Raw genomic sequence first — 26,209 nt, 5'->3', positions numbered from 1 at the left:
GGTCGTTCGGTTAGGCGGTCGCGACCTGCGCCTGCGGGCGCCAGACCAGAAGGCGGTCCTCGACCAACGTGACCACGGCGTCGATCACCAGGACGAAGGCCATGAGAACGAACATGCCGGCGAAGACGCCGGTGACGTCGAAGACGCCCTCCGCCTGCTGGATGAGGTAGCCGAGCCCCGCCGAGGAACCGAGATACTCGCCGACCACCGCTCCGACGACCGCAAAGCCGACGGCCGTGTGCAACGACGAGAACATCCAGCTGAGGGCGGAGGGCAGGTAGACGTGGCGCAGGAGCTGGCGCTCGGTCATGCCGAGCATGCGGGCGTTGGAGAGGACCGTCTGGTTCACCTCCTTCACGCCTTGGTAGACGTTGAAGAAGACGATGAAGAAGACGAGCGTGACGCCGAGCGCCACCTTGGACCAGATGCCGAGCCCCAGCCACAAGGCGAAGATCGGCGCCAGCACCACGCGGGGCAGGGCGTTGGCCGCCTTGACGTAGGGGTCGAAGACCATCGCGAGCAGGGGCTTGCGGGCGAACCAGAAGCCGATCGCGACGCCGCCAAGCGAGCCGATCGCGAAGGCCAGCATGGATTCGGCCAGCGTGATGCCGAGGTGGTACCAGATCGAGCCGGAGACGAACCACTCGACGATCCGCTCGCCGACATCGATCGGTGTGGCGAAGAAGAACTTCGCGTTCGCCGGATTGCCGAACAGGCTCGTCGCCGTGAACAGGTGCCAGATCACCAGCACGACCACCGCGACGGAAACCTGGAGAAGGATGAGAACCGGCCTCGTCATGCGGGCAGCCCGTTGGTCTGGCGATAGCCCTTCACGACCTCTTCCTTAAGGGCGTTCCAGATCTCGCGATGAATGTCGTGGAAGAGCGGGTCGAGGCGCACGTCGGCGATCTCGCGCGGGCGTGCGATCGGAATGACGTAGTCGCCGATGATGCGCGCGCGCGGACCGGCCGACATGATCACCACCCGGTCGGACAGGGCGATCGCCTCTTCGAGATCGTGGGTGACGAACATCACCGCCTTGCGCTCTGCCGACCACAGGTCGAGGAGGAGGCCGCCCATGATCACGCGCGTCTGCGCGTCGAGCGGCCCGAAGGGCTCGTCCATCAGGAGGATCCGCGGATTGCGGATGAGAACCTGCGCCAAGCCGACGCGCTTGCGCTGGCCGCCCGAAAGCATGTGCGGGTAGCGGTCGCCGAAGGCCGAGAGGCCGACGCGCGCCAGCCATTCGCGAGCTCGATCCTCGGCCTCGCGCCTCGGCGTGCCGGCGATGGTCAAGGGGATCGACACGTTGTCGAGCACCGTCTTCCACGGCATCAGCGAGTCCTGCTGGAAGAGGTATCCTGCCTTGTCGTTGAGGCCGGACAGCTCCTCGCCGAAGATGCGCACGCTGCCGGCCGAAGGCTTGAGAAGGCCGGCCGCCGCGTTCAGGAGCGTGGACTTGCCGCAGCCCGTCGGGCCCACCACGGCGACGAACTCGCCCTCGCGCACCACGAGGTCGGTCGGGGCCACGGCCTCGAAGCGGCCGCCATTGGCGAGGCGGAAGGCGATTTCGACACCCGACAGGCCGATCGCCTGCTCGGCTGCGGGCGCAACCTGCGTCGGCGCGGCCTGTGCCGGCTGCACCACCGTCAGCATGAGGGCCTGCCTCGGTGCGAAGACGGCATCCACCCCCGTCCGGCGCCAGGCGCTTCGTTCGTTGTCATCGGCGTCCTCCCCGACGTCGTTGGTCTTCAAGACTAGATGATGCCCGGGGCCCCGTAACATGCGTTAGGCCGCAACGGGTGTTTCCCATTCGCGAACGCTCAAGACCCGCAGAGTTCCGGCCGCGAACGAAGGGCGTCTCGGACGCGCCCCCCGGCCTGGGCGCCCGGCAGGCGCGCGGCATCTTCCGCGACCGTCCGCAGCGCCTCGATGTCGATGCCGGTGGAGACGCCCATCCGCTCGAACATCCAGGCGACATCCTCGCTTGCGGTGTTGCCGGTCGCGCCCGGCGCGAAGGGGCAGCCGCCAAGGCCGCCCGCCGCCGCGTCGAACACCCGCACGCCCTCCTCGTAGGCCGCAAAGATGTTGGCAAGGCCGAGCCCGTAGGTATCGTGCCCGTGCATCGCCCAATGTCGCACGTCGGCAAACCGGGCCATCGCCTCGCCGAACACGCGGCGCACCTGATCGGGCACCGCCCGGCCCGTCGTGTCGCACAGGCAGATCTCGGCGTCGGGACGCGCGGGAACGAGGCGTTCCAGAAGGGCCATCACATCCGCCGCCTCGACGCGGCCGTCGAACGGGCAGTCGAACGTTGTGGCGAGGCTGAGGCGCAGGGGTGTCCCCGCCGGCACGCTCGACGCGAAACGCTCGTAGTCGGCGGCCGATTCCGTGGGCGTGCGGCGTACGTTGTTGCGGTTGTGCGCCGCCGACACCGACAGGACGTAGGCCACCATCGGCGAACCCGCCGCCAGCGCATCATGGCCCCGCCGTTCCGTGGGAACGAGGAGCTGCGGCAGGAGGGTGCCCTCGCCGCGCACCCCATGGAGCACCGCCGGCGTGTCGGCCATCTGCGGCACCGCCGACGCGCTGACGAAGGAGCCGATCTCGATCCGCCGCAGGCCCGCCGCATGGAGGCGGCGCACGAAGTCGATCTTGGTGGCGGTCTCGATGAACGGCCCGATCGGCTGGAAGCCGTCGCGCGGGGCGACCTCGACGATCTCGACGTCGGTGCGGCGATCAAGCGGGCTCATCGTACGACACCTTCCTCGCGCAGCGACCGGATTTCGGCCTCCGCGAAGCCCGCTTCGCCAAGGATCTCGTCGGTATGGGCGCCGATCGCGGGGCCGGTCCAGCGGATCGAGCCCGGCGCTTCCGGCACGTGCGGCACGATGCCGGCGTGGAGTACGCGGCCGATCTGCGGATCGTCGAGCTCCCGCACCATGCCGCGCGCGAGATACTGCGGGTCGGCAGCGATGTCGGCGGCATTGAAGCAGAGGGTCGAGGGGATGTCGGCTTCGGTGAGAACGCGGTCGGCCTCCGCCGCATCGAAACCGCGCGACCAGTCCGCGATGATCGCGTCGAGCGTCGCCACGTTGCGCAGGCGGCCGGGATTGGCGGAGAAGTCCGGGTCGTCGGCCAGTTCCGGTCGCCCGATCACGCGGGCAAGGCGGCGGAACAGCGGGTCGGAGTTCGCCGCGATCAGGAGCCACTTCCCGTCACGCGTCGGATAGGCGTTGGTCGGCGCGGCGGTCTTGATGCGCGAGCCCTGCGGCTCACGGATGGTGCCGAAGACGCCGTATTCGGGCAGCGTGCCCTCCATCATCGACAGCATTGCCTCGGTCAGCGCGACGTCGAGCGTGAACGGTCCCGGCGTGCCGCCGGAGCGATCGCGCTGCCAGAGCGCCGCCATCACGCCGAACGCGGCATAGAGCCCGGCAATCGAATCGCCGATCGAGATGCCGACGCGCGAGGGCGGCAGGTCGGTCTCCTCCGGCGGATGGTTGGTGAGATAGCGCAAGCCCCCCATGGCTTCGCCGATCACGCCGAACGAGGCACGGTCACGATAGGGCCCGTCCTGTCCGAAGCCCGAGATACGCGAAATCACGAGGCCGGGGCGCACTTCTCGCAGCGCGGCTTCCGACAGTCCGAGCTTGTCGAGTTGGCCCGGCCGGAAGTTCTCGACGAGGGCATCGGCACCGCTCGCCAGCCGCAGCACCACGGGGCGTGCGCCAGGATGCTTGAGGTCGAGCGCGATGCAGCGCTTGTTGCGCGCGTGCATGGACCACCAGGGCGACCGGCCGTTGGCCTGTTCGCCCCACTGCCGCACCGGATCGCCGCCGGGCGGCTCGATCTTCACGACGTCGGCGCCGAGATCGGCGAGGAGTCGCGTGGCGAACGGGGCCGCCACGAAGTGACCGAGCTCGAGGATGCGCAGGCCCGCAAGAGGCCCCTCGGCAGGCCTTGCTGCCGCCGCCGCTTCATTCCAGGTGTCCATGCCCGCCTCCCGCCGTGCAGTCGTCGTCGGCGGCGATTGAAGGGCGAGGCGGGGCTGAGGGTCCAGTCGTCTCCGGTCAACCCTCGTTCGCGGGTGGCGAACCGTCGGGGCGGAGGAGATGCTCGCGCAGGAGGCGCGTCGCCTCCGGCAGGCCGGCGGGATCGCGCGAGACGAGCTTCAGCTCACGATGCGCCCAGCGATCCGTCAGCGGGATCGCGACGAGGTCCATGCCGCGTGCGACGACCGCGAAGGCCCGGTCCGGGATCAGGCCGACGCCGAGTCCGCTTTCCACCATGCGCAGCACCGCGTCGAAGCCCGGCACGTGGATGCGCAGCTTCACGTCGCGCGCGGCGTGCGCGGCCTCCACCGCCGACCGGCGATAGATCGCGCTGTCCTGATGAAGTCCGATATGCTCGTAGTCGAGGGTATCGAGGAAGCCGACGCGCTCGCGCCCGGCGAGCGGGTGGTCGCGCCGCACGGCGAGCACCAGCCTATCGCGGCGGTAGGGGGCGGCCGAGAGATCGCGGCTGTCGACGCTGGAAACGCAGAGCCCGATGTCGCCGACACCCTCCTCGATCCCCTTCACCACGGCGTAGCTCGTCCGCTCCTCCAGTTCGATGCGCACGCGCCCGTTGGCCCGATAGAAGTCCGACAGGTCGTCGGGCAGGAATTCGACGATGGAGGAAATGTTGGCGAGGATCCGCACGTGCCCGAGGAGCCCCTGGGCGTGGTCGGCCAGTTCCGCACCCATCTTGTCGACCGAGCGCAGGATCGAGCGCGCATGATGGAGCAGCGTGTCGCCGGAGGCCGTCGGGGTCATCCCGCGGGCATGGCGCAGGAACAGTTCGGTGCCGAGCGTCGCTTCAAGTTCAGCAAGGCGTTTCGACAGGGCGGACGGCGCGATCCCCGCGCGCTCCGCCGCCCGCGTCAGGTGTTCCTCCTCGCACACGGTCACGAAAAGCTGGAGGGTAACGAGATCGACGCGCCGGACGAGGGAGGAAGGGATCATGGCTGGGTTGGAATATCCCTCTGCATTCCTCCCTTTTGTGCGCCCGGAGGCAGCAGGGCAAGAGCGGTCGCGAAATTCCGGCTGTGCCGGCAACTCGCGTCCCAAGTGCGTAAAGACGCGCAGGACCAATGTGCCGAGCCCACGGTCTGCGAGCGTAAGGAAACGCCCAAGTCTGCAGGGTGGAGGCTATCGAATGATGGAAGCTGGCTGGGGAACCTGGATTCGAACCAAGACTAGCGGAGTCAGAGTCCCTGCGCAGACTATATTTTGCGGGCTTCAACGTCGTTTTGTTGCATGACTGTTGCGCCTAGAAAAAGCGCCTGCGCTTCAGCCATCGCCGACGCCTCGTCGTTCGTCGGCCACAGGTGCCCATACGTGTCGTATGTCATCTGGATCGAGGAGTGCCCAAGACGCGCTTGGACTGCCTTCGGAGGCAGGCCAAGGCCACCGACCTCGCGCGCGTTCAGAAGCCAAGAGGCGTTCCAGTGGCGCCAGGCGTGCATGCCGCTATAGCGAGGCTCAAGGATCGGTTGACCGTCAGCATCGATCCGACCCGTGTCGATCGTCAGCCCGGCTTTGACGACGAGCGGCTGCACGATGCGGGACACGATGTTCGCATGGTATTGAGGTCGCCCCGTCTCCGTTGGGAAGACGAGCCCGAGTTCGCCCTTCGGGCACTCCGCCTTCCACTCGGTCAGTGCTTCGACCACGAGCGGGAGGAGGGGGATCGTCCGCTGGCCGGCGTCGCTCTTCGGCATACCGATGTCTTGGAAGGCATCGGCACGCTGGCGCACATGCAGCAAACCCTTGCGCAAATCGACGTCCGGCCACGACAAGCCTCGCAGCTCAGACGATCGCATGCCGGTGAACACCATCGTCAGGATGAACGCCCTATGGCGCCCCTCGGCAGCGGCGATCAAGGCGCGGGCTTCGTCCATCGTCGGGATGTCGATGCCGTAGCGCAGGCGGCCGCGCTGCCGCTTCTCGACCTTGCTCTTCGCGGATCCGCGGCGCTTGGCCATCTCGGATACGGCGTTCCTGACGACGAGGCCGCGCTCTTGGCTATCGGACAAAATTGAGCCCAGCGACACCGTCACGCGCTTAATCATGGCGCTCGATCGGTCCGCCTCGCGCAGCTTCTCCTGGAATGCCCGCACCCCTGGCACGCTGATCTTCGTCAGCTTCGTGGCGCCGATGAAGGGCACCAGATGCAGCCGAACGTGCTCGCCGTACTGCTTGATCGTCGACTGCTCGAGGCCGGCGTCTCGGCAGCTCTTAAGCCATAGGTCGGCGGCCTCCGCGACTGTCACGGTTGCAGCGTCGGGGACGTGCGTCCCGTCCTTCAGTTCGACGGCCGTCGTGTTGGCGAAGACATCGGCGTCGCGCTTCAATTTGAAGCTCTTCGACCGGCGCGTCCCTGCGGCGTCGCGATAGTCGACCTGCCAGCCTGATCCGGTCGTGCCGTCGGCATTCGTCCATTTACGCTTACGGACGCTCACTGGTCGTCGTCCTCTTCGCGCGGGAGAGGTTCATACCAGAGGTCAACCCAAAGCTGTTTCCGGAATTCGAGCAGTGGAGCCTGTCGCTCTGGCGGCAGTTCAGCGATTTTTGCGTCCAAGAGCCTTAGAGCCGCACGAAGCTGTTCTTTCTCATCGGGAAAAGCAGCCTCCAAGGTCTCAACGATCAAGAGATTCATACTCTTATCCGCAGCGTCTGCGGCCAGCTTGATGCGGTCACGGAGGCCCTCTGGCATGCGCAACTGGTACTGATCCAAAAATTTGCGCTTCACGCGATCCACCTCAAAACACAGAATCCTATCCAAATGGGCTTGAAAAAGCCCACCGGGTCAATACTATCCATTTGGGTGTGAAAAATTGGTTACGCCCTACAGGAGCGAAATGGATGGAACGGAAGCTGCAAGAGGCGCGAAGCGCGGCACAGCCGAAGCTTGTTTGGGGGACGAAGGCGATCGCCGGGCTCTGCCAGATCGAGCCGCGGAAAGCGTATCACCTGATGAGGACCGGTCGTCTGCCGGTGAAGAAAGTCGGCGCCACCTATGTCGGTGAGGAAGAAGCGCTGTTGAAGTTCCTGACGACCCCCGAGGTGGCCGCATGAGCGCCGTCCGTCGTCACTCGGCTGCGGCCGATCTCACCATGAACCTATACCGGGCCGGGCTCAGCTTCTGTCGCACGGACCTCGAGGACGCCTTCCGGGCGCTCGTCGGCTGGCCGGGCGAGGCGCGCTTGCCGAACCTGAACGCGGACCAGCGGCAGGGCCTCCTGATCGGCGTGTGCCGCGGGCTTCTCGCCATGGAGAACGATCGGATCATGCCGTCCGGCACCTTCACTGTCATCCTCGACGAGGCGGGCGCGGAACGGCTGGCCGGCGCCACCTACGCGCACGGCGCCCGAGCGGTTCTCGACACGCCGGCTTTCCTGGTCAACCTAACGCGGGAGCAGCTGTGATGACGAAGGTGATGATGTTTGCGGCCGAGCGGAAGCTTCTGGACCGTATCGCCGGCGAGCTCCTCGACGCGAGGGCAACATCGAACCATGCGGCTCTGGTCGAAGCGGTCGAGGATCTCGAGGTCATCGTGATGTTCACCGACTTCCCGACGTTGCGGGCGCGGGCCAGTGAACTCATCAAGACAGCTTACGAACCGATGCCCGATCCGTGGGGACTGCGGAGCTGAGATGTCAGCGAAGGGGCCGGTTCGCGGCCGCCCCTTCGCCTTCAACCCATAACGAACCGGGTCGGCACCCGGCCAGGAGTATGCATTGGCTGCAACTATTCTAGCGCCTTCCCCGCTCGAAACCAAGGGCGATGCGGAAGAGACCCAGCGGTTTCTGCGAGCGATCTTCAAGCATGCGACGCCCGAGGATCGGATGACGCTTGCCGTGGGCGTCTACTCGAACAACAAGGCTGAGAACGCTTGGGCGCGGCCGTTCTACGCTCCCATTGGCGAGCGCGTCGACACAGCGCATCTTGCTGGGTGGATGGCGACAATCGCGACCGGCGCTGCGCAGGCCGGCGCCGGCGACAACGGGCAGACCGTCGCCATGCGGATCTGCGGCTTCGGCGATCAAAAAAAGGTCCGAGAAGACGGTACGCTCACCGAGAATCCGTTCGAAGGTGACGACAACGTCGTCTTCGCACCGGTAATCGCGGTCGAGATCGACAAGCACCCCGCCCAGGCGCGCCGAGATCTGGAGGCTGTCTTCGGAAAGCCGACCATCATCGTCGAGTCCGGTGGTATCTGGACCGATGAGAGCGGCTATCGTGAGAGGAAAATCCACGCATATTGGCGGCTCGACAAGCCAGCCGTGGGCGCAGATCTGGCGAAGCTTAAAGACGTTCGCAACCGGGCCTGCGCACTCGTAGAGGGCGACACGTCTGGCGTCTCGATCGGGCACCCGATGCGGCTTCCTGGTTCCTGGCACACGAAGGACGAACCGCGGCTCTGCCGCATCGTCGAGCTGAACGATGATCGCGACGTTCCGCTGAGCGTCGCCCTAGAAAACGTGACCGAGGCGCTCGAGGCCAAGGGCCTCACCGTGGACGACATCCTGCGCATGTCGTCCCGGCCGCGCGACAACTTTCGGACGGAGCGCCCTTGGGCTGTGGCGGACCTGCAATCCGCCGTGGCCATCCTGCCGAACGACTTCGATAACTGGAACCGATGGAACAAGATCGGGATGACGCTCTTCGACGTCTCGCACGCCAGCGAGGACGGCTACGAGGCGTTTCAGGCGTGGTCGGCTAAGGCGACGCTTTCGGCCTACAGTCCTGAGGTAACCAAGGCTCGCTGGGAGAACTACTGCCGGTATCCCCCGCGCTACGTGTTCGGTGGTTCGCTGGAAAAGGAACTGCGCAAGTTCAAACCGGACTGGCGACCGGTCGCCACGATGATGGAAGAATGGTTCGAGCCGATCGACGATCAGGGCGACGGCATCCTGGCTGGAATCCCATTGGGAGAGCCGGCGGGCAACGTCACGCCGCTGTTCGGGGACCGGCCAGACGACGCTGCGCCTCTGTGGGTGCGCGAGATGAACAAGCGGCACGCGATCATTGAACACCGGGGCGACACCTTCCCTATCACCGAGGAGGACGACGGCTCGGTGAGCAAGTCGTCCGCGAAGTCGTTGCGTTCTTCCTACGCTCCCAATCCGGTCTTGCAGGGCAACCAGAAGGCCCCGCGCTATGACGCTTGGGAAGCGCACCCGGCTCGGCGGTTCTATCGCGGCGGCTGGGCCTTCGATCCGAACGGTGTGGAGCCGGGCGTCTACAACCGCTGGCGAGGCTTCCCGCGCCTTCGGGGAGAAGACGAGGTCGTCGCTGACGGCGCGCAATGCCAGCTGATCTTGCGCCACATTGAGGAGGTCGTCTGCGCCGGCAATAAGGAACATGCCGCCTATCTGCTGCGCTGGCTCGCGCATCTGGTTCAGCACCCTGGCGACAAGCCGGGGGTAGCGGTCATCCTTCAGGGTGGCAAAGGAACAGGCAAAGACAGCCTCGGCTATTACGTCGGCCGCATGCTCCCTCGCTTCTATACGAATACGGCCCAGCAGCGGCACATGACGGGCAACTTCAACGCCCACTTGGCGACGTGCCTCCTTTTGCACGTCGAGGAACTGGGCTGGGCCGGGAAAAGCAAGATGGACGACGGTCTGCTAAAGTCGCTCATTACGAATCCGAACCAGATCGAAGAGCAGAAAGGTGTCGACGCGGACCCGAGCCAGAAGTCGTTCCTGCGCCTTCTGGTGACGTCGAACGAAGGTTGGATCGTGCCAGCTACGCAGGACGAGCGGCGCTACTTCGTGCTGCGCGTTTCCAACGAACGCCAGAGGCAATCCGCCTATTTCGCAGAGCTTGCCGCTGAGATGAACGGCCTCGGCCCTGCGGCGCTGCGAAAGTACCTAGAAGCGATCGACTTGACCGGTTTCGACGTTCGAACGCCTCCTGCGACCGAGGCATTGGCGCAGCAGAAGCGCGCCTCTCTGACGGGCTTCGACCTCTATTGGGCTGAGATCCTTGAGCGAGGCAACGCCTATCGCGGCCCTGCTGGCGAGCCTTGGGAGAGCAGTCCCGTCGTGGTCGAGAAGGGCGACTTCTTCCGCGACTATGAGCGATGGAGCAAGGAGCGGCGTGAGCCCGTCGAGGGCATGGTCCAGATTGGCATAAAGCTATCGGCTGCCTTGGGTGCCAAGCACGGCAAGCTATCGGGACAGCAGCGCATGGGAGGAGACGAACGGGTCACGGTCTACCGCTTCCCGGCCCTGCCTCACGTGCGCGAGGCTTTCGGCGTAACCACTGAGCCGACGCACGCCGACTAGGGTGCTGCCTTGGGTGACTAGGGTGCTGACTAGGGTGACTAGAGCCCTGAAACCCCTGCAAAACAACGGCTGGCAAGGGTGACTAGGGTGACTAGGGCCCTTTTCGTTTTCATACGTGCGTGCGTCTGCGTACCGAGCAGATGTACCATCTCAGACTATTTGCTGAATATACCCTAGTCACCCTAGTCACCCTTGCCAGGACGCTCAAACCCCTGCGGCATATGGCTTTGGGTGACTAGGGTTCCGACTAGGGTGACTAGGGTGGCCAATGATCGGCCGCAGTATTAAATTGCGGATTTAAAAATAAAATCGCAGCGTTTGTCGCTGCCGTTGCTTTCCACCATATGTCTCGTATGGCGCTACGCTGTCGGAACATCGGTTATCATCTTGGACGTGCCACCCGTGAGGTGTGCGCGTGAACCGTCGTCCGAACGCCCGCCAACGTCTTTACGATCGCAACTGGGATGTGGCTCGTCGCGAGTTCCTGACCGCAAACCCGTGGTGTGCCTGGTGCCACCGCGATGGGCATATGAAGCCCGCCAAGCACGTCCACCATTCGACGCCGCACCGTGGCAATCCGGCCCTGTTCTGGGATCGGACGCGCTGGGTCGGCCTCTGCCAGACGCATCACAACGCCGACGCCCAACAGATCGAACGGCGAGGCTATGCGTCGCGCGTCGACGCCTCCGGGCTGCCGACCGACCCGAACCACCCCTTCAACCGGGCGACCCCCGTCGAGATCGCCGCCGCGCGCCCCCAGGGGCGGGGGGAGTCGAAAGTCAGCGCCTCTAGGGGGTCGGGACCGGTCGGGGAATTCGAGACTGAGTTAGTTCGCCCGACGGAGGGCTCGCGCTGATGGGCATGCGCGGTCCCGGGGCGGCCAAGATGCGTCTCGCAAGGGAGGCGCTAGAGGGCAAAAAGCAGCGTCCGACGTGGCAGCGGAAGGGCTTGTCCCGTGCTGCTCGCGTCATCTCGTTCCTGCAGTCGCTGCCGATCACGAAAGGCCCGCTGGCCGGCAAGAAGATGAAGCTTCTGTCGTCGCAGCGCGAGTTCGTTGAGGCGATCTATGGCGACCTCGACGACAAGGGCATCCGGCGGAAGCGGATCGGCATCAAGAGCGAGCCGAAAGGCAACGGGAAGACTGGCCTCGTCGCCGGGCTCGTACTGGCGCACCTTCTGGGGCCCGAATCCGAGGCCCGCGGCGAGGTCTATTCGGCCGCTATCGACCGGGGCCAGGCCGCGCTGATCTTCAACGAGATCGAGGCCATCATCCTGCAGACGCCCGCATTCGCCGCAAGGGTGAACATCCAGCGCTTCATGAAGAAGATCGAGGTGCTGTCCGGCGACGGAATGGGCTCGATTTACGAGGCGATGAGCGCCGACGCGCGCCGGGCGCACGGCCTATCGCCGACATTGTTCGTTTATGACGAGCTCGCCCAGGCACCGAACCGCGTTCTGCTCGACAACCTGATGAATGGCCTAGGCAAGCGCAAGGAAGCGCTGGCGCTCATCATCTCGACCCAGGCGCCGGATGATTCCCATCCGCTCTCGCAGATGATCGACGACGGGCTGTCCGGGGCCGATCAGTCCATGTTCGTGCAGCTCATCGCGGCGCCCATGGAGGCCGATCCGTTCGATGAGGCGACTTGGTTCGCCTGCAATCCGGCCCTCGGCAAATACATCTCGCTCAAGGAGATGCGAGAAGCGGCCGCCCGCGCCCGGCGTATTCCCGCATTCGAGCCGTCGTTCCGCAACCTGCGCCTCAACCAGCGCGTGGACGCGCGCGACAACGACCGCATCGTCACCGGCGCCGTGTGGAAGCTCGGCAACCAGCCGGTGGATCGGACGTCGCTGGCCGGTCGCAAGTGCTTCGGCGCGCTCGACCTGTCCGCGAAGCACGATCTCACGTCGCTGACGCTCGCCTTTCCGTCCGACGAGGAAGAGCCGCTCTTCGACATCCTGCAGTTCTGCTGGACGCCCGCCGGCACGATCGCCGATCGGCAGGCCTCTGAACAGGAGCGCTTCCGCGACTGGATCCGCGCCGGCCATATCGAGACGACGCCCGGTGCGACTGTCCGTTACGAGTTCGTGGCGTCGGAGCTGTCGCGTCTGGCGCGCGAGTTCGACATCCAGGTCATCGGCTTCGACCGCTGGCGGATCGACGAGTTTAAGGTCGACCTCCGCGAGGTCGATCCCGACTTCCCCGTGCCGCTCGAACCCTTCGGCCAGGGCTTCAAGGAGATGGGTCCGGCCTGCGACTGGTTCGCCGAGCTCGCCGTCACGGGCCGCATTCGGCACGGCGGCCATCCCGTTCTGACCGCCGCGGTGGCCGGCGCGATCACGACCAAGGATCCGGCCGGCAACATCAAGCTCGACAAGGCCAAGTCGGACGGCCGCGGGCCGGTCCGTATCGATCCGGCCGTCACCCTCGTCATGTCGCTCGCCCTCGCCAAGCGCTTCGAGGCAGTCCCGGTCGTCGACGTCGACGACTTCCTCAAGAACGTGGTGATCGCCTGATGCTCGGCCTGAACACCCTCGCGCGGCGCTTCGGCCTGAAGGACAGCCGCATCTTCACGAACTTTTTCGGCACGGACAGCTGGTCCGGTCGCACCGTCACGCCGGCCAAGGCCATGCAGGTCGCAGCCTTCTGGGCCTGCGTCCGGATCATCGCGCAGACGATCGCCACGCTGCCGGTCGGCGTCTACCAGCGCCGCGCCGACGGCGGCCGGGACGCTGCGCCGAGGCATCCCCTGTTTGCGCTCCTGCGGGAGACGCCGAACGCAGACCAGACGCCGGTCGAGTTCCTCGAGGCGATCGTCGCGCACGTCCTCGTTTGGGGCAACGCCTTCGTGGAGATCGTCCGAGACGATCGCCGGATCCTCGCGCTCCACATCCTGCAGCCGGACGCGATGGAGGTCTATCGCGACGCCTCCGGGTCGCTGCGCTATCGCCAGAACGACCCCCGCGGCGTCCGCGAGCTGGATGAGGATCAGGTTCTCCATGTCCGGGGCTTCGGCTTCGGCGGGGATCTCGGTCTCTCGACCGTCGAGTACGCCCGTCAGACGCTGGGCGCGACGATGGCAACCGACGAGGCGGCCGCCCGCGTCTTCGCGAACGGCATGCGCCCCGGCGGTGTGCTCACCTATAAGGGCGAACGCGGCCTGACGCCGGCCCAGCGCGAGCAGGTTCGGGAATCCCTGATCGCTCCGCTCACCGGCACCGAGAACACCGGGCGCACGCTCCTTCTGGAAGGAAATGCCGGGTTCGAGTGGCAGTCCGTCAACATGCCGCCCCGCGACGCCGAGCTTCTGGCGAACCGGGCATGGCATGTCGAGGAGGTCTGCCGCTGGTTCGGCGTTCCGCCGATCCTGATCGGCCATGCGTCCAGCGGCCAGACCATGTGGGGTTCGGGCGTCGAGCAGATCATGCTCGGCTGGCTCACCCTCGGGCTGCGCCCGTATCTCACGCGGCTCGAGCAGGCCATGAAGCGTTCGCTTCTGGCGCCCGAGGACCGCGCCACCTTCTACGTCGAGTTCACGGTCGAAGGCATCCTGCGCGCCGACAGCGCGGGCCGTGCCGAGATGTATTCGAAGTTGATGCAGGTCGGCGGCATCACGCCGAACCAGATCGCCGACCGCGAGAATCTGCCGCGCTTCGAAGGCGGCGACGTCCACCTCGTCAACTCCACCCTCGTTCCGATCAACCAGGCCGGAGCGCGTCCCGGGCGCGTCCAGCCGGCGCCGGGCGAGCCGATCCCGGAGCCGGGCCAATGAGCATGAAGACGCGCGCGTTCGACCTCGAGATCAAGGCGACCCCCGACAAGGCGGGCCGGTTTTCCGGCTACGCTTCCGTATGGGGCGTGACGGACTCCTATCGCGAGCAGGTCGCACAAGGCGCCTTCGTTGAGAGCCTAGCCGAGACGTCGGGCAAGGGCCGGCACATCCCGATCCTGTGGCAGCATCGCTCTGACGAGCCGATCGGCCACTGGACCGAGCTGCGCGAGGACGAGCACGGCCTATTCGGCGAGGGCGAACTCTGGCTCGACGAAGCACCGTATGCGCGCATCGCGCAGCGCGGCATGAAGGCCGGCGCCATCACCGGCTTGTCGATCGGCTACTACGTCCGGGACTCGTCGTTCGACGAGACCAAGCGGCTTCGCACGTTGAAGCAGGTCGATCTCGTCGAAGCGTCCATCGTGACGAACCCGGCGAACGACGAAGCCCGGATCGACACGATCAAGGCCAAGCTCGCCGCGGGCGAGACCATTTCTGAACGCGACTTCGCGAAGGTTCTGCGGGAGCGGGGCTTCTCGAGGGCTGCCACCGACGCCATCGCCGACGTCGGTTTCAAGGCATGGGCTGCGGGAGCGGGCCAGCCTCACCAGGCGATCAATCCCGGACTGGGCGACCTCGCAAAGGCGCTGTCCGGCTTCACCCTCCCCAAGCTTTGAGGACTAAGACCATGACCATGCACGATACGCGCCTCGTGGCGCCCCACCGCGAATACGGACGCAAGGACGCCGGGCAGCAGGCTGACGACCAGATCGAGCTGCGCGCCGTGATGGAAGGCCTGACCAAACGCGACGCCGAGATCAAGGCGTTCGCCGAGAAGGCGGGCGAGGAGATCAAGAACACCGGCAAGATCGCCGCTGACACCAAGGCGGCGCTCGAACTGCTCGTGAAGGAAGGTAGCGATCTCCAGGCTCGCATGATCGCGGTCGAGCAGAAGCTCGCGCGCCGCGGCGGCGGCAGCGATGCGCCGGCCGCCAAGTCGAACGGCGAGCTCCTGACCGATTCCGACGAGTTCAAGTCGATGAAGTCGCGCGGCGGCGGTACGGCCCGCATCAACGTGAAGGCCGTCACGTCGATCACCTCGGCGACGACCGGCACGGGCGGCGTCGGCGACGCCATTCGTCCGAACCGCCTGCCGGGCATTACCACGCCGGCGCAGCGCGTGCTGACGATCCGCGATCTCCTGCTGCCGGGCCGCACGGATTCGAGCTCGATCGAGTACGTGAAGGAGACCGGCTTCCAGAACATGGCGGCGCCGGTCGCCGAGCTGGGCCTGAAGCCGCAGTCGGATCTGGCCTTCGATCTGGCGACGGCTCAGGTCCGGACGCTCGCGCACTGGTTCTACGCCTCGAAGCAGGTGCTGGACGACATCCCGCTTCTACAGTCCTACATCGACGGCCGCGCCCGCTACGGCCTCGCGCTCGTCGAGGAGGCGCAGCTGCTGGCCGGCGACGGCACGGGGCAGAACATCCTGGGTCTCATCCCTCAGGCGACGCCCTACGCCTTCGCGACCTATTCGAAGTCGGGTGACACGAAGATCGACCGTATCCGCCGTGCGATCCTGCAGGTGCGCGTCGCGCAGTACCGCGCCAGCGCGATCGTCATGTCGCCGAACGACTGGGCCGACATCGAGCTCACGAAGGATGCGGGCCAGAACTACATCATCGCCAACCCCGGCGAGAACGGCGAGAAGCGTCTGTGGGGCCTCCCGGTCGTCGACTCCGACGCCATCGCGGACGGCAAGTTCATGGTCGGCGCGTTCAACGTCGCCGCCCAGGTCTTCGACCGCGAGGACGCCAACGTCCAGGTGTCGACCGAGGACCGCGACAACTTCATCCGCAACGCCGTGACGATCCGCGCCGAAGAGCGCCTCGCGCTCGTCGTCCACCGCCCGGAGAGCTTCGTCTACGGCAACCTCACCACCGGCAACGCCAGCTGACGCTTCGGCTCGTCACGAGGGGCGGCACGATCCGCCCCTCTCACGAACCGAAGGAGGACCGCCATGACCAAAGAAGTCGAGATCGAGACGCTCCGCTCATTCAACCGCACGCCGCAGGGCGATCTCTGCGAAGTCGGCGACCGCTTCCCGGTTGCTGCATCCCGGGCCGAGGAACTCGAACGCCTCGGCCTGGCTCGGCGCACGCAGGTCGCGCCGGACCCGACCGTCCAGGCGCTGCCCGACCCGGAGACCCCGGAAGCGCCTGGACGCCGTCGCGGCGGCTCGCGCGCGACGAAGGACTGAGACCGACCCGCGCAGACAGGAGGCACAGCGATGCACGACATCAAGATCACCGGACTGAACCGCATGCTGAACCCCAAGGCGAACGCCGTGGGGCAGATGGTGCTGGCCGAGTTCAACTGCATCGCGAACGGCCTCCGTCTGCGTGGGTGCGCTCTCGTTAAAACGGACAAGGGCGGTCTGACCGCTTGGGCGCCGAAGATCGACGTGAACCACGCCCGTCGATCGGTCCAGTTCGCCGACGACAACCTGCGTCACGCCATCATGATGCACGCCCGCGACGCCTACCGGGCGCTCGGCGGGACCGACGTCGATTGCATCGGCGCGTCCAAGCCGATCGGCGCCTACAGCGAGAGGGAGGCTGTCTGATGGCCGCCGCGGAGTTCAAGCGGAAGCTCGTCGTCAGCGCCGACACGAGTGATCTGCAGAAGGGCGCACGCGACGTCGCAGCGTTCGGCCAGCAGACCGAGAGCGCGACGGCGACGCTGAAGCGGATGAAGGATCAGTTGGATCCGGCCGCCTACAAATCGCTGGCCGCCGGGATGAAGCCGGCCATTGAGGCTGAGCGTCAGATGGCTTCCATGACGAAGGCGCTGACCGCCGAGCTAAAGCCGTTCGGTGAGGCACTGCGCAAGCAGCAGACGGACAGCCTCAAGGCTGCCGAAGCCGTCAATCGGTTGGCTGCCGCGGAGTTGAAGCGTGCCGAAAGCCTGCGTCGTGCCTACGATGACACCTACGCGAACGCGCAACGATACTTGAAGGTCGAACAGGCGGTCGCTCATCAGATGGAGCTTCGCAACCTGTCGGTTGAGCAGGGCAACGTGATCCTCGCGACTGCCGCCAAGCGTTTCGATCAAATGGGCAAGGGTGCCGAGGCCGCGAACCAGAACGTGAAGCTTACGTCCGGCCAGGTGCAGGGCCTCGGCTTCCAAATCAACGACATGGCGACGATGTTGGCGATGGGCGCGAGCCCGTTCCAGATCATGGCGTCTCAAGCCGGCCAGGTTGCGCAAGTGTTGCAGGAGGGCGGCGGCGTCAAATCCAGCATCGGCGCGATCGCGACCGCGGTCGGCGGCTTCGTCACCTCCCTCGGCCCGGTGGGCATCGCCCTCGGCGCAACGACGGCTGCGGCCGGCGCGCTGTGGCTCATGTCTGACGGTCCCGAAGCGAAGGCGGCCAAGAACTCGATGGACGAGTTCAAGCGTTCGATCGATGCCGTGCGCGACAGCTTCGGCGAGGCCGGCCGCGCCGCCGATCTCGTCTACTCGGCCGGCGCCAAGCTGACGCAGGGCATGGCGCTCGGACAGCTCGTCGACAGCATGAAGACCGCCAAGGAGGAAATGAAGGAGGCCGTCGAGAACCTCGGCCGTGGCGAAGCGGTCCGGCTCGATATGGGCACGCTCGGCAGCGCCAAAGCCGTGCTCGACCTCTTCAACGGCGAGGTTCGCAACGCGCAGGCCGAGATCCGCGAGCTTTACGGTCAGTTCACCCGCGGCGAGATCGAGGCCAAGGCCTTCGTCGAGCGGATGGCTCAGATCCAGATCAAGCCGGGCGCCAGCGACGAGGTTCGAGCGCTCGCCGGCGAGATGCGCCGTCTCGGCACCGACGTGATGAACGCGGCCACGAACACGCAGGCGCTTCAGGCCGCCATGGACGCGATCGTCAACTCGCGTTCGCGCCTACCGAAGCCCGCAGCACAGGACCGGCCGGACAACGCCGCGCTCGAACGTCGCTTTGGCGACCGGATCAACCCGGACGTGACGGACGACCTGCGCAAGCAGCTGGAGGACCAGGCGGCCGCGCTGACGAAGACCGAGACCGCGACCCGGTCCTATTCTGACGCCGTCGCTGAGCAGAAGGCCAGCATCGAGAAGTCCGTGGCCGAGCTGCGGCTGCAGGTCGACATGTACGGTGAGAGCGAGGGCGCGATCGCTGCCGCCCGTTTCAAGCTCGACGCGATGACCGAGGCGCAGCGCGCTGCGAACGACGCCAAGGCCGGCGCTATCGATCCTGCCCTCGTCGATCAGATCAATCGGGAGGCGGACGAGATCGGCCGCCTGACCGACAAGATCCGCACGAACACCTCGGCCGAGCGTGAGCGGCAGAAGGCGGCCGAGGACGCAAAGCGGCAGCGCGAGCGCATCGCCGAGTTCACCGCTGACGTCGAGTTCGAGCGATCGATCCTCGGCTTCACGGACAGCGAGCAGGAGATCCGCCAGACCATCCGCAACCTCGACGTCGACTTCGACAGCTTCGAGGGGCAGCGGCTCGCCGCCGCGATGCGCTTCAACGACTCGGTCCGCGCCCAGCAGGACGCCATGGCCGATATGGGCGACACCGCCAAAGACGTATTCGGCGACATCATCGAGGCCCTCGGCAAGGGTGGCGATCTCGTCGACAACCTGGCGCAGGCGCTCGGCGGTCTTGGCCAGAAGCTGGCGTCGGCGGGCCTTGAGCGCATGCTTGGCGGTTTGTTCGGTGGTGGGCAGAGCGGCCGGAACAACGTCGTGTCGATCCTTGGCGGTGTGGCGGCTAACTCGAACATACCCATCCCGACGGCGCGCCCGGCCTACCAGTCGCCTAGCTATCCCTATGCCGACAAGTACGCCCTGCCGGCGGCGACCGCGGCTGCCACGAAGATGACGAGTGCCAGCTCGTCGCTCGCCGACGTCCTGAAGGATGGCGCCAACCGGATCGGAACGACAGCTCGCGACCTTGCGGCCGTCATCTCGTTCGAGACCGGCGGCAGCTTCTCGACCAGCATCCGAGGCGGCGCCGGCAACCGCCATATCGGCCTGATTCAGTTCGGCCCGACCGAGCAGAAGCGTTACGGCGCGGCGATCGGGCAGACACTGGCCGACCAGATGGACGCCGTCGTCGGCTATCTCCAGGACCGCGGCTTCAAGCCGGGCATGGACATCTACGACCTCTACTCGACGATCAACGCCGGCCGGCCGGGGCGCTACGGCGCATCGGATGCTGCAAACGGCGGGACGTGGGGCTCGGTCCGCGACAAGGTCGATCACCAGTTCGCCTCGCACTTCGCCAAGGCCGATAGCATCCTCGGCGGCACGACGCGCGATCTCGCGAAGGGCGTGTCGAAGGGTGTCGAAGACGGCATCGAGAGCTACGGCGCCGGGCGGTTCGACACTGGCTACGCTGGCCAAGGCGCGACGCCCGGCATGTCGCGAGGGCAAGCGGCTCTCGGTGGCCTGTTCGGTTTCGCCGGCATCGCCGCGAACGGTTACGCAAGCGGCAGCCCGTTGTCGGGCGGCCTATCTGGCGCGATGGGCGGCTTCGAGCTCGGTGGCACCTTGGCCTCCGTCTTCCCCAGCCTCGGCGCAGCCGCGGGGCCTTTGGGCGCTCCTGCTGGACGAGCCGCACCCATCTTCAAAAAGAAGGAGAAGGTCGCATGACCGCAATCAACGTGATCCTCCAGAAGAAGCAGGCTTTCGTTCTCACCGATACGGCTGCTTACAGTCCGCAGGACGGCATCCCTCACAGTTTCCACTACAAGGCCCTTGCTGTGCAGGGGTGCAGGCTGATCGTGGCATCGCGCGGTGATGTCAATCTGACGCAAGGGTTCGCCCAGTCGTTCCCCATTGTATACGACGACCTCGACCACGCGATTGAGGACGATTTCCAGCGCCTCAAATGGATCTACGATGTCCATTCTGCAGTGTCGGAAGATTCTGAACGGGTCGCCTTGTGCGATGTCGTTTTCGTTGGTTGGTCCGAAAGGGAGCGGCGACCTATCGGCCGGATGCTCATCCGTCGAGATGGGTGGGAGTTGCGGATCATAGATCCCGACGAGGGCATCCAAATGCCAGCCCTCGAGGGCGAGGACATGCTGGCGTTGGCCGATCATCCAGAGATGCGCGACTTCAGTTCGATGGATACGTTTGATCCCAAGTCGCATGGCCTGGTTCTTCTGGAAGCCCAGCGTAGGGTGAAGTTCCAGATCGCAGGAATGGATTTGCCCCCGATGTTTCTTGTGGGCGGGCACATTCATCTGACGACCGTAACAGAGCGTGGCGTCGTGCAGGAGACGCTGCGCGACTGGAATGACGAAGTCGGCGTCCCGCTGTCGCCTCCACCTCTTCAGAAGCCGCGCACTGCGGCGTCAGACGCACTCGACCGAGCCGCCGAGAAGCGCGCTCGAAAGGCCGCCAAGCTCGCAAAGGTCGCTGCCTGATGTCCAGTCTCAAGAACAGCCTCCTCGGCTCCTCGATGGCCAGCGCAGCGCCGCTGGCTTCCTTCCCGGGCTGGGCCGGTCCCGTCGTGCGCGCGAAGCGCCGGACGGGCTGCACCGATGGACAGTTTAATCCGCCCCGGTCGCTCGATGGCGCATCGGAGATCCTCGAGGCGCGGCAGCGCGCCGAGAGCTTGCGGCTGATCGCTGAGGCACGAGAAATGGGTAAGGCTCACGGCGGCGTCTGGTTTCAGCTGACGATGAAGGCGTTGGAATACGATCTGCAGATCGGGCACACGCCCGACCTGGCCGATAACATTCCGATGCTTCTCACGCGCTTCGGGGAGGCCTGTGACGCGTTCTCGTCGAACGTGTCGGCGGTTTTCGGGCCCGAAGGACGAAACGCGGGATTCGCCTACTGGACTGCTGCTCGTGGCGAGTACGCTGCGCGTGTCGTCTTCCTCATCGATCGGCTGTTGCACGAAGTAGGCAAGGTGATCGGCCAGGAGGCGATCCCTGCCGATCTGTTCGAAGACATGGACACGATCGTCATGGCCTTCGTCTTCCCGGACTATGGCGTCGACCCGAAGGACGACGCTTGGCGGCAGGCTGTGACGGAACGCTTCGACGCGGTTCGGGCGCACCTCCGGGCCGTGGAGGCAACGCCATGAAGGGCACCTACGCTTCGGCGATCCTGCTGGGCGGCCGCCAGTTCGGGCAAGACCGCTACGAGGACGCGCTCGATCTCTTGGTGCGGGCGTCGGCCGTCAACGCGTTCGCGATCGGCGATCTCCTGACGCAGTTCAGCTTCTTCCGCATGCAGGCCGAAGCGATCGACGTCCAGGTCGCACGCCTTCCTTGGTGGATGTCCGATGAGGATAAAGCCGAGTGGTCGCGGCTCGCGCGCGATCAGTACCGCAGGAACGTCGCCGAGCTCTATTCGTCCTTCATGGTCGAGTGGAGCCGCCGGGCCGGTCGCATGCCCTGGCTCTTCGAACTTGCGGTGCAGCGCACGATCCCGCTGGCCTCGCATGTTCTGGTCTTCCCACAGCATTGTCCGGAGGCATCGGAGATTCCTGCGGCCAGTGAGCCGGTTATGAAGGCCATGCTCGAGTTGATCGCTGATGTCGCCGGCATGGACCGGGGTCCGGGTTCCGGTAGCTCGCTGGCGGGGCTGACCCCGCCGCCGAGCAAACGGACGCTGCAATGAGCGACGACTTCACGAAGGGCATCACGCTCATCATCGACGAGATGAAGAGCCCGAAGGCGCGCTCGCAGATGCTGGCGTCGTTCGCCCGCGAAGAGATCGCCATCACCAAGTCGAAGAACGAGGCGGCGATCGGCCGGACCATCCGCAAGCCACGCATCACGGTGGACGGCCGGCGCGACGCGCCGCTCGGGACCGTGAAGCCGGACGGGACGATCGTCGCCGAGTTCAACTACGAGACCGCGGCGGTCCGCTGGATCCTGCGCCAGCTCGAACTCGAATCGCCACGCCTGACCGGCACCTATCGCGAATCCCACTCCGTCTACGCCGACGGCCGGCTGATCCAGATCGGCTCTGGCGGGGACATTCCGGACGCGATCGAATACGTCCTCGCGTCGGATGTGCCCTATGCCACCAAGCTCGACCCGAAGGACGGCCTGCCGGCGCGCTCGAAGCAGGCACCGAAAGGCGTCTATCAGGCAATCGCCGCTGTTGCTGCCACACGCTTTGATGGCGAGGCCGACGTGTTCTTCACCTGGCGCGACGTGCCAATGGCGAAGGGCGGATCGCATCGGAACCCGGCGATCGTCGTGCGGCCGAACGGCCGGCCCGGCGAGGTCTGACCTTTTCCCCACGTCTGGGGGAAAGAATCAAACTCGCTATTGCGTGCGAAAATCTCGGAACTACCTAGTGGTCGACACTGGAGGAGCCGATGAACGCCGCACCGCTCTACAAAAAGTACATGAGATTTTCGCTCAAGATTGCCTACGATTGCGTGAAGATCGCTTGGCAGGAACGGCATTCGGCGGATCGCACGAAGGCAAACCAGGCGGCTGCGACGGCGCTGGTGAACCTGAACGTCGCCGCAGCGATGACCGCACTCAATTTCTCGTTTTTGCTTCTGGCTGGCTACGTAGCCGGTCGACTGGGTTTCAGCTTGCTTTTCTAACGGCAGCATAGCTCGAACTGCAGTAGCTGTTCGGCTAGTGCACAAAGAAAAACCCGCTGGATTGCCAGCGGGTTTTTCTTTCATTCAAGAACCCAAATCCATCGAGAACTTAAGAATCTCAAGGAGGTCTTCGCGCTCTTCTGGGGTGTAGGCGTCGGGATCAGGCACCATACGGACCCCACCGTCTCGATCAGTGTGTAGCTGTGTCTCGCCGTCGCTTGGTTTCCACGGCGTCAGTCCCATCGCCTTTACGGCCGCGCGAAATTCCTCGTTGGTCAATTACGCAGCCACCGCAAATTCGCGCTGGCGGGCAACCGTCTTGAACCCTTGGGGCTTCCGACTCTTCAATTTTTCAGCACGTTCTCGTGCAAGCTCGTGCTTGGCAGCGACCAGCATTTTGAGGGCGCCGGGGATCTTCGCCTCTACCTCTTCCAAGGTTTTGCCAGCGACAAACAGCCCTGGCATATCTTCGCTAAGACCCACGAACAGACCCGTCTTTTCGTTCTCGAAAAAGTCCACCGTGATCGTCGATTTCATCGTTGTCTCCTTCGATCCCTAGTTGTCAGGACATGGGACCGGTTAGAGCTAAGATATTGCGTTTTCCGCAAACCGTCCAGATGAGTCCTCGTTCCAAGACGAACCTCACGCTGGCCATCAAGACGCAGTGACGGTTCGCTTCGGCGCGATGGGGTGGCCTCTCACCACCCCATCACGAGAGGGGTGTCCCCCGATCGGGGGAGACCCCTTGTCGCGTCGCTGTTGCGTCGGACGTTTTGCTCCTGTTGTAACCCGTTGTAATTGTTGCATCCGTTTTGACGGATTTTGCAACGGAGTTCGACAGGGCAGGGGATGCCTACGAGGAGGCTAACCGACTGTAATTATTGTGAAAATAAGCTGGCTGGGGAACCTGGATTCGAACCAAGACTAGCGGAGTCAGAGTCCGCTGTTCTACCCTTAAACTATTCCCCAGCATGGGCCGCTTGCGCGGCGGAAGCGGTGGTCTCGGTGACCCTCGTTCCGTGAGCGGTCAGATAGGCGATTTGCGTTCGGGCGTCAACCGCTTTGCGAAGCTGGCGTGACGCCCGCTCCCTTTGAGGCGAAAGCATGGTGGGTGCGCGGGTTTCGTGGGATGAACAGGGTTGCGCCTTGTGCATTGTGGCCGGTCGGCTACACTCCGGGCAACGACATTGGCCCTCTTCGGGCCTTGGAGCGCCTTCGTGGCCGGCTCCGGAGACAACTTGTGATCCATGACCAGCATCAAGGCCGAACACCCGCAAGGCATCTAGACAGCGATCTTTCGGCCGTTCTCGGTCAGCCCGCGGGCGACAGCCCGAAGAAGGAGGCCGTTGCGCCGCCGGCCCGGCGCGCGGAGCCGGGTGCGCGCAAGGAGAACGATCCGAAGGACGGGCAGAAGCTCTCGAAGCGTCAGCGCCGCCGTCGGCGTAAGGGGCCGCCGGTGTCGGGCGTCGACCACGCGGCGCGGGCGCTGCATGACCTGCCGCCGAACCTCAGCGCCAAGCTGACCGAGGCCGAGCGGGCGCTCGCCGCGCGAAGCGGAGCGGAGCCCGCGCCGCCCGTCGCCAAGTCGCGCCGGCGTCGCCGCGGGCGCGGGCGGGGCGGCGCGACCCCAACGGTCGTCGCACCTGCGCATGCACCGGCGATCTCGCCAGACGGGCCGCGCCCCGCTCTGCAGCGCCGTCCCAATCGCGTGGACGCCGATCCTGCCCGCATGCCCGCCTATGCCGCGCTGGATCTCGGCACCAACAACTGCCGCCTCCTGATCGCGACGCCGACGCGTCCCGGGCAGTTCCGGGTGATCGATGCGTTCTCGCGGATCGTCCGGCTCGGCGAAGGGCTCGGGCGCACGGGGAGCCTTGCGGCCGGCGCGATGGACCGCGCGGTCGCGGCGCTTGAGATCTGCAGCCAGAAGCTGTCCGCGCGCGAGATTTCCGGCGCGCGGCTGATCGCGACGGAAGCCTGCCGCTCGGCGGCCAACGGGGCGGAGTTCATCGAGCGTGTCCAGCGCGACACCGGCCTCGCGCTCGAGATCGTCACGCGCGAGACCGAGGCGCGGCTCGCCGTGTCCGGCTGCGGCTCGCTGGTCGACCGCTCGGCCAAGGGCGCGGTGCTCTTCGACATCGGCGGCGGCTCCACCGAGATCGCGCTTCTCGATCTTCGGCGTGGCGCCAGCCGGCGGCTGTCGAACCACATCGTCGCCTGGACCTCGCTGCCGGTCGGCGTCGTGACGCTCGCCGAGCGCCATGGCGGACGCGACGTGCCGCCCGAGGTCTTCGAGCGGATGATCCGCGAGGTCGAGGAGATGATCTCGAAGTTCCCCGGCGCGGGGAAGCTCGGCGATCTCGTGGGCGGCGAAGGGTTTCACCTTCTCGGCACGTCCGGCACGGTCACGACGCTGGCCGGCGTGCAGCTCGAGCTGGAGCGCTATGATCGCCGGCAGGTGGACGGGCTCTGGCTGGCGTCCGCCGACATCGACAGGCTGGTCGGCAAGATCGCCGGCTGGAGCTTCGAGGAGCGCGTCGCCAATCCCTGCATCGGCTCGGAGCGCGCCGACCTCGTGCTGGCGGGCTGTGCGATCCTCGAGGCGATCCGCCGGGTCTGGCCGGCCCGCACCCTTCGCGTCGCCGACCGCGGACTGCGCGAGGGTCTTCTGACGGAAATGATGGTGGCCGACGGCGTCTGGCGGCGCCCGGCACCGACGAATGCAAGGCGGACGGTCTGATGGCGAGTTCGGGACGGGGTGACGACCGGGGCCTGGCGGTTCGGGTCAAGAAGAAGCGCGGCCTCAAGGCTTCCTCGCGCGAGTGGCTGCAGCGCCAGCTGAACGACCCGTATGTCCGCCGATCCAAGATCGACGGCTACCGCTCGCGCGCGGCCTACAAGCTCACCGAGATCGACGACCGCTACAAGCTCCTGCAGAAGGGCATGCGGATCGTGGACCTCGGGGCCGCCCCCGGCGGCTGGTGCCAGATCGCGGTGGAGCGCACCGCCAGCACGCCGGAGGAGGCGCACGTCGTCGGCATCGACTATCTGCCGGTCGATCCGATCCAGGGCGCGACGATCCTCGAGCTCGACTTCCTCGACGAGACGGCACCCGGCCGACTGATCGAGGCGCTCGGCGGCGACCCGGACATCGTCATGTCCGACATGGCCGCGCCGACGACCGGCCATCGGCGCACCGACCACCTGCGCACGATGCACCTGTGCGAGGTCGCGGCGGACTTTGCCGTGCGCACCTTGAAGCCCGGCGGCCATTTCCTGACGAAGACCTTCCAGGGGGGCACCGAGGGCGAGCTCCTCGCCATGCTGAAGAAGAACTTCCGCACCGTCCACCATGTGAAGCCGCCGGCCTCGCGCGAAGGGTCGGTCGAGCTCTACCTTCTGGCCAAGGGCTTCAAGGGCCGACGCGCCGAGGCGGATGGGGACGCCGAGGCGGTCGAGGACGACGGCGAGGCCGGCCCGCTCGGCTGACGC

At 65.8% G+C, this 26,209-nt stretch carries 27 protein-coding genes and 1 tRNA gene; 19 read left to right on the top strand and 9 right to left on the bottom strand.

What is annotated here, in order from left to right; translation table 11 throughout:
- Positions 1-10: 10 nt before the first annotated feature.
- The 7 genes from BM175_RS02420 to BM175_RS02390 form a co-directional block, all read right to left on the bottom strand.
- Positions 11-799 (bottom strand): ABC transporter permease, encoded by a 789-nt coding sequence (locus BM175_RS02420; RefSeq protein WP_061935186.1) that lies wholly within the window; start codon positions 797-799, stop codon positions 11-13.
- Complete coding sequence (locus tag BM175_RS02415; RefSeq protein ID WP_090959157.1) at positions 796-1,656, bottom strand: ABC transporter ATP-binding protein; 861 nt, start codon at positions 1,654-1,656, stop codon at positions 796-798. The genes BM175_RS02420 and BM175_RS02415 overlap by 4 nt, the downstream gene beginning before the upstream one ends.
- Positions 1,657-1,823: 167 nt before the next feature.
- The gene (locus tag BM175_RS02410; protein WP_090958660.1) at positions 1,824-2,753 is read right to left on the bottom strand and encodes a hydroxymethylglutaryl-CoA lyase; all 930 of its coding nucleotides are present in this window, start codon (positions 2,751-2,753) and stop codon (positions 1,824-1,826) included.
- Positions 2,750-3,997, bottom strand: coding sequence for a CaiB/BaiF CoA transferase family protein (locus tag BM175_RS02405; RefSeq protein WP_090958657.1), 1,248 nt, complete (start codon positions 3,995-3,997; stop codon positions 2,750-2,752). The genes BM175_RS02410 and BM175_RS02405 overlap by 4 nt, the downstream gene beginning before the upstream one ends.
- Positions 3,998-4,073: 76 nt before the next feature.
- The gene (locus tag BM175_RS02400) at positions 4,074-5,006 is read right to left on the bottom strand and encodes a LysR family transcriptional regulator (protein ID WP_090958654.1); all 933 of its coding nucleotides are present in this window, start codon (positions 5,004-5,006) and stop codon (positions 4,074-4,076) included.
- Positions 5,007-5,266: 260 nt separating this feature from the next.
- A complete protein-coding gene (locus tag BM175_RS02395) occupies positions 5,267-6,505 on the bottom strand; it encodes a tyrosine-type recombinase/integrase (protein WP_090958652.1) in 1,239 nt (412 codons plus the stop codon).
- On the bottom strand, positions 6,502-6,795 hold the full coding sequence (locus tag BM175_RS02390; RefSeq protein WP_139224555.1) for an Arc family DNA-binding protein: 294 nt from the start codon (positions 6,793-6,795) through the stop codon (positions 6,502-6,504). The genes BM175_RS02395 and BM175_RS02390 overlap by 4 nt, the downstream gene beginning before the upstream one ends.
- Before the next feature lie 113 nt (positions 6,796-6,908).
- On the opposite strand from BM175_RS02390, the gene BM175_RS02385 reads away from it, so the two are divergent.
- From BM175_RS02385 to BM175_RS02305, 17 genes are all read left to right on the top strand, one after another.
- Positions 6,909-7,121: a hypothetical protein gene (locus BM175_RS02385; protein WP_090958647.1), complete on the top strand. Its 213-nt coding sequence runs from the start codon at positions 6,909-6,911 to the stop codon at positions 7,119-7,121.
- The gene (locus BM175_RS02380) at positions 7,118-7,471 is read left to right on the top strand and encodes a hypothetical protein (RefSeq protein ID WP_090958644.1); all 354 of its coding nucleotides are present in this window, start codon (positions 7,118-7,120) and stop codon (positions 7,469-7,471) included. The genes BM175_RS02385 and BM175_RS02380 overlap by 4 nt, the downstream gene beginning before the upstream one ends.
- A complete protein-coding gene (locus BM175_RS02375; RefSeq protein ID WP_090958641.1) occupies positions 7,471-7,698 on the top strand; it encodes a hypothetical protein in 228 nt (75 codons plus the stop codon). The genes BM175_RS02380 and BM175_RS02375 overlap by 1 nt, the downstream gene beginning before the upstream one ends.
- Positions 7,699-7,783: 85 nt before the next feature.
- On the top strand, positions 7,784-10,339 hold the full coding sequence (locus tag BM175_RS02370; RefSeq protein ID WP_139224554.1) for a DUF5906 domain-containing protein: 2,556 nt from the start codon (positions 7,784-7,786) through the stop codon (positions 10,337-10,339).
- Between the two features lie 529 nt (positions 10,340-10,868).
- On the top strand, positions 10,869-11,195 hold the full coding sequence (locus BM175_RS02365; RefSeq protein WP_090958637.1) for a hypothetical protein: 327 nt from the start codon (positions 10,869-10,871) through the stop codon (positions 11,193-11,195).
- A 92-nt stretch (positions 11,196-11,287) separates the two neighbouring features.
- A complete protein-coding gene (locus BM175_RS02360) occupies positions 11,288-12,856 on the top strand; it encodes a terminase large subunit (RefSeq protein ID WP_244545828.1) in 1,569 nt (522 codons plus the stop codon).
- Entirely contained in the window at positions 12,856-14,112 is a 1,257-nt protein-coding gene (locus BM175_RS02355) for a phage portal protein (RefSeq protein ID WP_090958629.1), read from the top strand. The genes BM175_RS02360 and BM175_RS02355 overlap by 1 nt, the downstream gene beginning before the upstream one ends.
- Complete coding sequence (locus BM175_RS02350) at positions 14,109-14,789, top strand: HK97 family phage prohead protease (RefSeq protein WP_090958626.1); 681 nt, start codon at positions 14,109-14,111, stop codon at positions 14,787-14,789. Before BM175_RS02355 ends, BM175_RS02350 begins: the two co-directional genes overlap by 4 nt.
- An 11-nt stretch (positions 14,790-14,800) precedes the next feature.
- The gene (locus BM175_RS02345) at positions 14,801-16,069 is read left to right on the top strand and encodes a phage major capsid protein (RefSeq protein ID WP_210185758.1); all 1,269 of its coding nucleotides are present in this window, start codon (positions 14,801-14,803) and stop codon (positions 16,067-16,069) included.
- Positions 16,070-16,132: 63 nt separating this feature from the next.
- The gene (locus tag BM175_RS02340; protein WP_090958622.1) at positions 16,133-16,372 is read left to right on the top strand and encodes a hypothetical protein; all 240 of its coding nucleotides are present in this window, start codon (positions 16,133-16,135) and stop codon (positions 16,370-16,372) included.
- 30 nt (positions 16,373-16,402) lie between these two features.
- Positions 16,403-16,738, top strand: coding sequence for a hypothetical protein (locus tag BM175_RS02335; RefSeq protein WP_090958619.1), 336 nt, complete (start codon positions 16,403-16,405; stop codon positions 16,736-16,738).
- The gene (locus BM175_RS02330) at positions 16,738-19,785 is read left to right on the top strand and encodes a phage tail length tape measure family protein (protein ID WP_090958616.1); all 3,048 of its coding nucleotides are present in this window, start codon (positions 16,738-16,740) and stop codon (positions 19,783-19,785) included. Before BM175_RS02335 ends, BM175_RS02330 begins: the two co-directional genes overlap by 1 nt.
- Positions 19,782-20,564: a hypothetical protein gene (locus BM175_RS02325; RefSeq protein WP_090958613.1), complete on the top strand. Its 783-nt coding sequence runs from the start codon at positions 19,782-19,784 to the stop codon at positions 20,562-20,564. The genes BM175_RS02330 and BM175_RS02325 overlap by 4 nt, the downstream gene beginning before the upstream one ends.
- 35 nt (positions 20,565-20,599) lie before the next feature.
- The gene (locus tag BM175_RS02320) at positions 20,600-21,232 is read left to right on the top strand and encodes a hypothetical protein (protein ID WP_139224553.1); all 633 of its coding nucleotides are present in this window, start codon (positions 20,600-20,602) and stop codon (positions 21,230-21,232) included.
- Positions 21,229-21,771 (top strand): hypothetical protein, encoded by a 543-nt coding sequence (locus tag BM175_RS02315; protein ID WP_090958606.1) that lies wholly within the window; start codon positions 21,229-21,231, stop codon positions 21,769-21,771. The genes BM175_RS02320 and BM175_RS02315 overlap by 4 nt, the downstream gene beginning before the upstream one ends.
- Positions 21,768-22,391 carry a hypothetical protein gene (locus BM175_RS02310; RefSeq protein WP_090958603.1) on the top strand — a complete coding sequence of 208 codons (624 nt, stop codon included), beginning with the start codon at positions 21,768-21,770 and terminating at the stop codon, positions 22,389-22,391. Before BM175_RS02315 ends, BM175_RS02310 begins: the two co-directional genes overlap by 4 nt.
- Before the next feature lie 89 nt (positions 22,392-22,480).
- Complete coding sequence (locus BM175_RS02305; protein ID WP_090958601.1) at positions 22,481-22,717, top strand: hypothetical protein; 237 nt, start codon at positions 22,481-22,483, stop codon at positions 22,715-22,717.
- 279 nt (positions 22,718-22,996) lie between these two features.
- Here the strand turns inward: BM175_RS02305 and BM175_RS02300 are convergent, their stop codons facing one another.
- Entirely contained in the window at positions 22,997-23,254 is a 258-nt protein-coding gene (locus BM175_RS02300; protein WP_090958599.1) for a type II toxin-antitoxin system HicB family antitoxin, read from the bottom strand.
- Between the two features lie 358 nt (positions 23,255-23,612).
- Positions 23,613-23,686: transfer RNA gene (locus BM175_RS02295), tRNA-Gln, on the bottom strand.
- Between the two features lie 271 nt (positions 23,687-23,957).
- Between BM175_RS02295 and BM175_RS02290 the strand changes: the two genes are divergently transcribed.
- On the top strand, positions 23,958-25,457 hold the full coding sequence (locus BM175_RS02290; RefSeq protein WP_244545827.1) for a Ppx/GppA phosphatase family protein: 1,500 nt from the start codon (positions 23,958-23,960) through the stop codon (positions 25,455-25,457).
- Positions 25,457-26,206, top strand: a complete 750-nt coding sequence (locus tag BM175_RS02285) for an RlmE family RNA methyltransferase (RefSeq protein WP_090958596.1) — start codon at positions 25,457-25,459, stop codon at positions 26,204-26,206. Before BM175_RS02290 ends, BM175_RS02285 begins: the two co-directional genes overlap by 1 nt.
- The last annotated feature ends 3 nt before the right edge of the window (positions 26,207-26,209 follow it).

The sequence above is a fragment of the Aureimonas phyllosphaerae genome (assembly GCF_900113065.1).
Classification (GTDB): domain Bacteria; phylum Pseudomonadota; class Alphaproteobacteria; order Rhizobiales; family Rhizobiaceae; genus Aureimonas; species Aureimonas phyllosphaerae.
The sequence above is the reverse complement of the archived record's forward strand: the minus strand, read 5'-3'. Positions and strand labels throughout refer to the sequence as shown.

What these genes read in the sequence shown, in the direction of transcription:
- BM175_RS02420 (WP_061935186.1), bottom strand. Translation starts at nt 799, where the DNA reads ATGACGAGGCCGGTTCTCATCCTTCTCCAGGTTTCCGTCGCGGTGGTC.
- BM175_RS02415 (WP_090959157.1), bottom strand. Translation starts at nt 1,656, where the DNA reads ATGCTGACGGTGGTGCAGCCGGCACAGGCCGCGCCGACGCAGGTTGCG.
- BM175_RS02410 (WP_090958660.1), bottom strand. Translation starts at nt 2,753, where the DNA reads ATGAGCCCGCTTGATCGCCGCACCGACGTCGAGATCGTCGAGGTCGCC.
- BM175_RS02405 (WP_090958657.1), bottom strand. Translation starts at nt 3,997, where the DNA reads ATGGACACCTGGAATGAAGCGGCGGCGGCAGCAAGGCCTGCCGAGGGG.
- BM175_RS02400 (WP_090958654.1), bottom strand. Translation starts at nt 5,006, where the DNA reads ATGATCCCTTCCTCCCTCGTCCGGCGCGTCGATCTCGTTACCCTCCAG.
- BM175_RS02385 (WP_090958647.1), top strand. Translation starts at nt 6,909, where the DNA reads ATGGAACGGAAGCTGCAAGAGGCGCGAAGCGCGGCACAGCCGAAGCTT.
- BM175_RS02380 (WP_090958644.1), top strand. Translation starts at nt 7,118, where the DNA reads ATGAGCGCCGTCCGTCGTCACTCGGCTGCGGCCGATCTCACCATGAAC.
- BM175_RS02375 (WP_090958641.1), top strand. Translation starts at nt 7,471, where the DNA reads ATGACGAAGGTGATGATGTTTGCGGCCGAGCGGAAGCTTCTGGACCGT.
- BM175_RS02365 (WP_090958637.1), top strand. Translation starts at nt 10,869, where the DNA reads ATGAAGCCCGCCAAGCACGTCCACCATTCGACGCCGCACCGTGGCAAT.
- BM175_RS02355 (WP_090958629.1), top strand. Translation starts at nt 12,856, where the DNA reads ATGCTCGGCCTGAACACCCTCGCGCGGCGCTTCGGCCTGAAGGACAGC.
- BM175_RS02350 (WP_090958626.1), top strand. Translation starts at nt 14,109, where the DNA reads ATGAGCATGAAGACGCGCGCGTTCGACCTCGAGATCAAGGCGACCCCC.
- BM175_RS02345 (WP_210185758.1), top strand. Translation starts at nt 14,801, where the DNA reads ATGACCATGCACGATACGCGCCTCGTGGCGCCCCACCGCGAATACGGA.
- BM175_RS02340 (WP_090958622.1), top strand. Translation starts at nt 16,133, where the DNA reads ATGACCAAAGAAGTCGAGATCGAGACGCTCCGCTCATTCAACCGCACG.
- BM175_RS02335 (WP_090958619.1), top strand. Translation starts at nt 16,403, where the DNA reads ATGCACGACATCAAGATCACCGGACTGAACCGCATGCTGAACCCCAAG.
- BM175_RS02330 (WP_090958616.1), top strand. Translation starts at nt 16,738, where the DNA reads ATGGCCGCCGCGGAGTTCAAGCGGAAGCTCGTCGTCAGCGCCGACACG.
- BM175_RS02325 (WP_090958613.1), top strand. Translation starts at nt 19,782, where the DNA reads ATGACCGCAATCAACGTGATCCTCCAGAAGAAGCAGGCTTTCGTTCTC.
- BM175_RS02320 (WP_139224553.1), top strand. Translation starts at nt 20,600, where the DNA reads ATGGCCAGCGCAGCGCCGCTGGCTTCCTTCCCGGGCTGGGCCGGTCCC.
- BM175_RS02315 (WP_090958606.1), top strand. Translation starts at nt 21,229, where the DNA reads ATGAAGGGCACCTACGCTTCGGCGATCCTGCTGGGCGGCCGCCAGTTC.
- BM175_RS02310 (WP_090958603.1), top strand. Translation starts at nt 21,768, where the DNA reads ATGAGCGACGACTTCACGAAGGGCATCACGCTCATCATCGACGAGATG.
- BM175_RS02305 (WP_090958601.1), top strand. Translation starts at nt 22,481, where the DNA reads ATGAACGCCGCACCGCTCTACAAAAAGTACATGAGATTTTCGCTCAAG.
- BM175_RS02300 (WP_090958599.1), bottom strand. Translation starts at nt 23,254, where the DNA reads ATGAAATCGACGATCACGGTGGACTTTTTCGAGAACGAAAAGACGGGT.
- BM175_RS02285 (WP_090958596.1), top strand. Translation starts at nt 25,457, where the DNA reads ATGGCGAGTTCGGGACGGGGTGACGACCGGGGCCTGGCGGTTCGGGTC.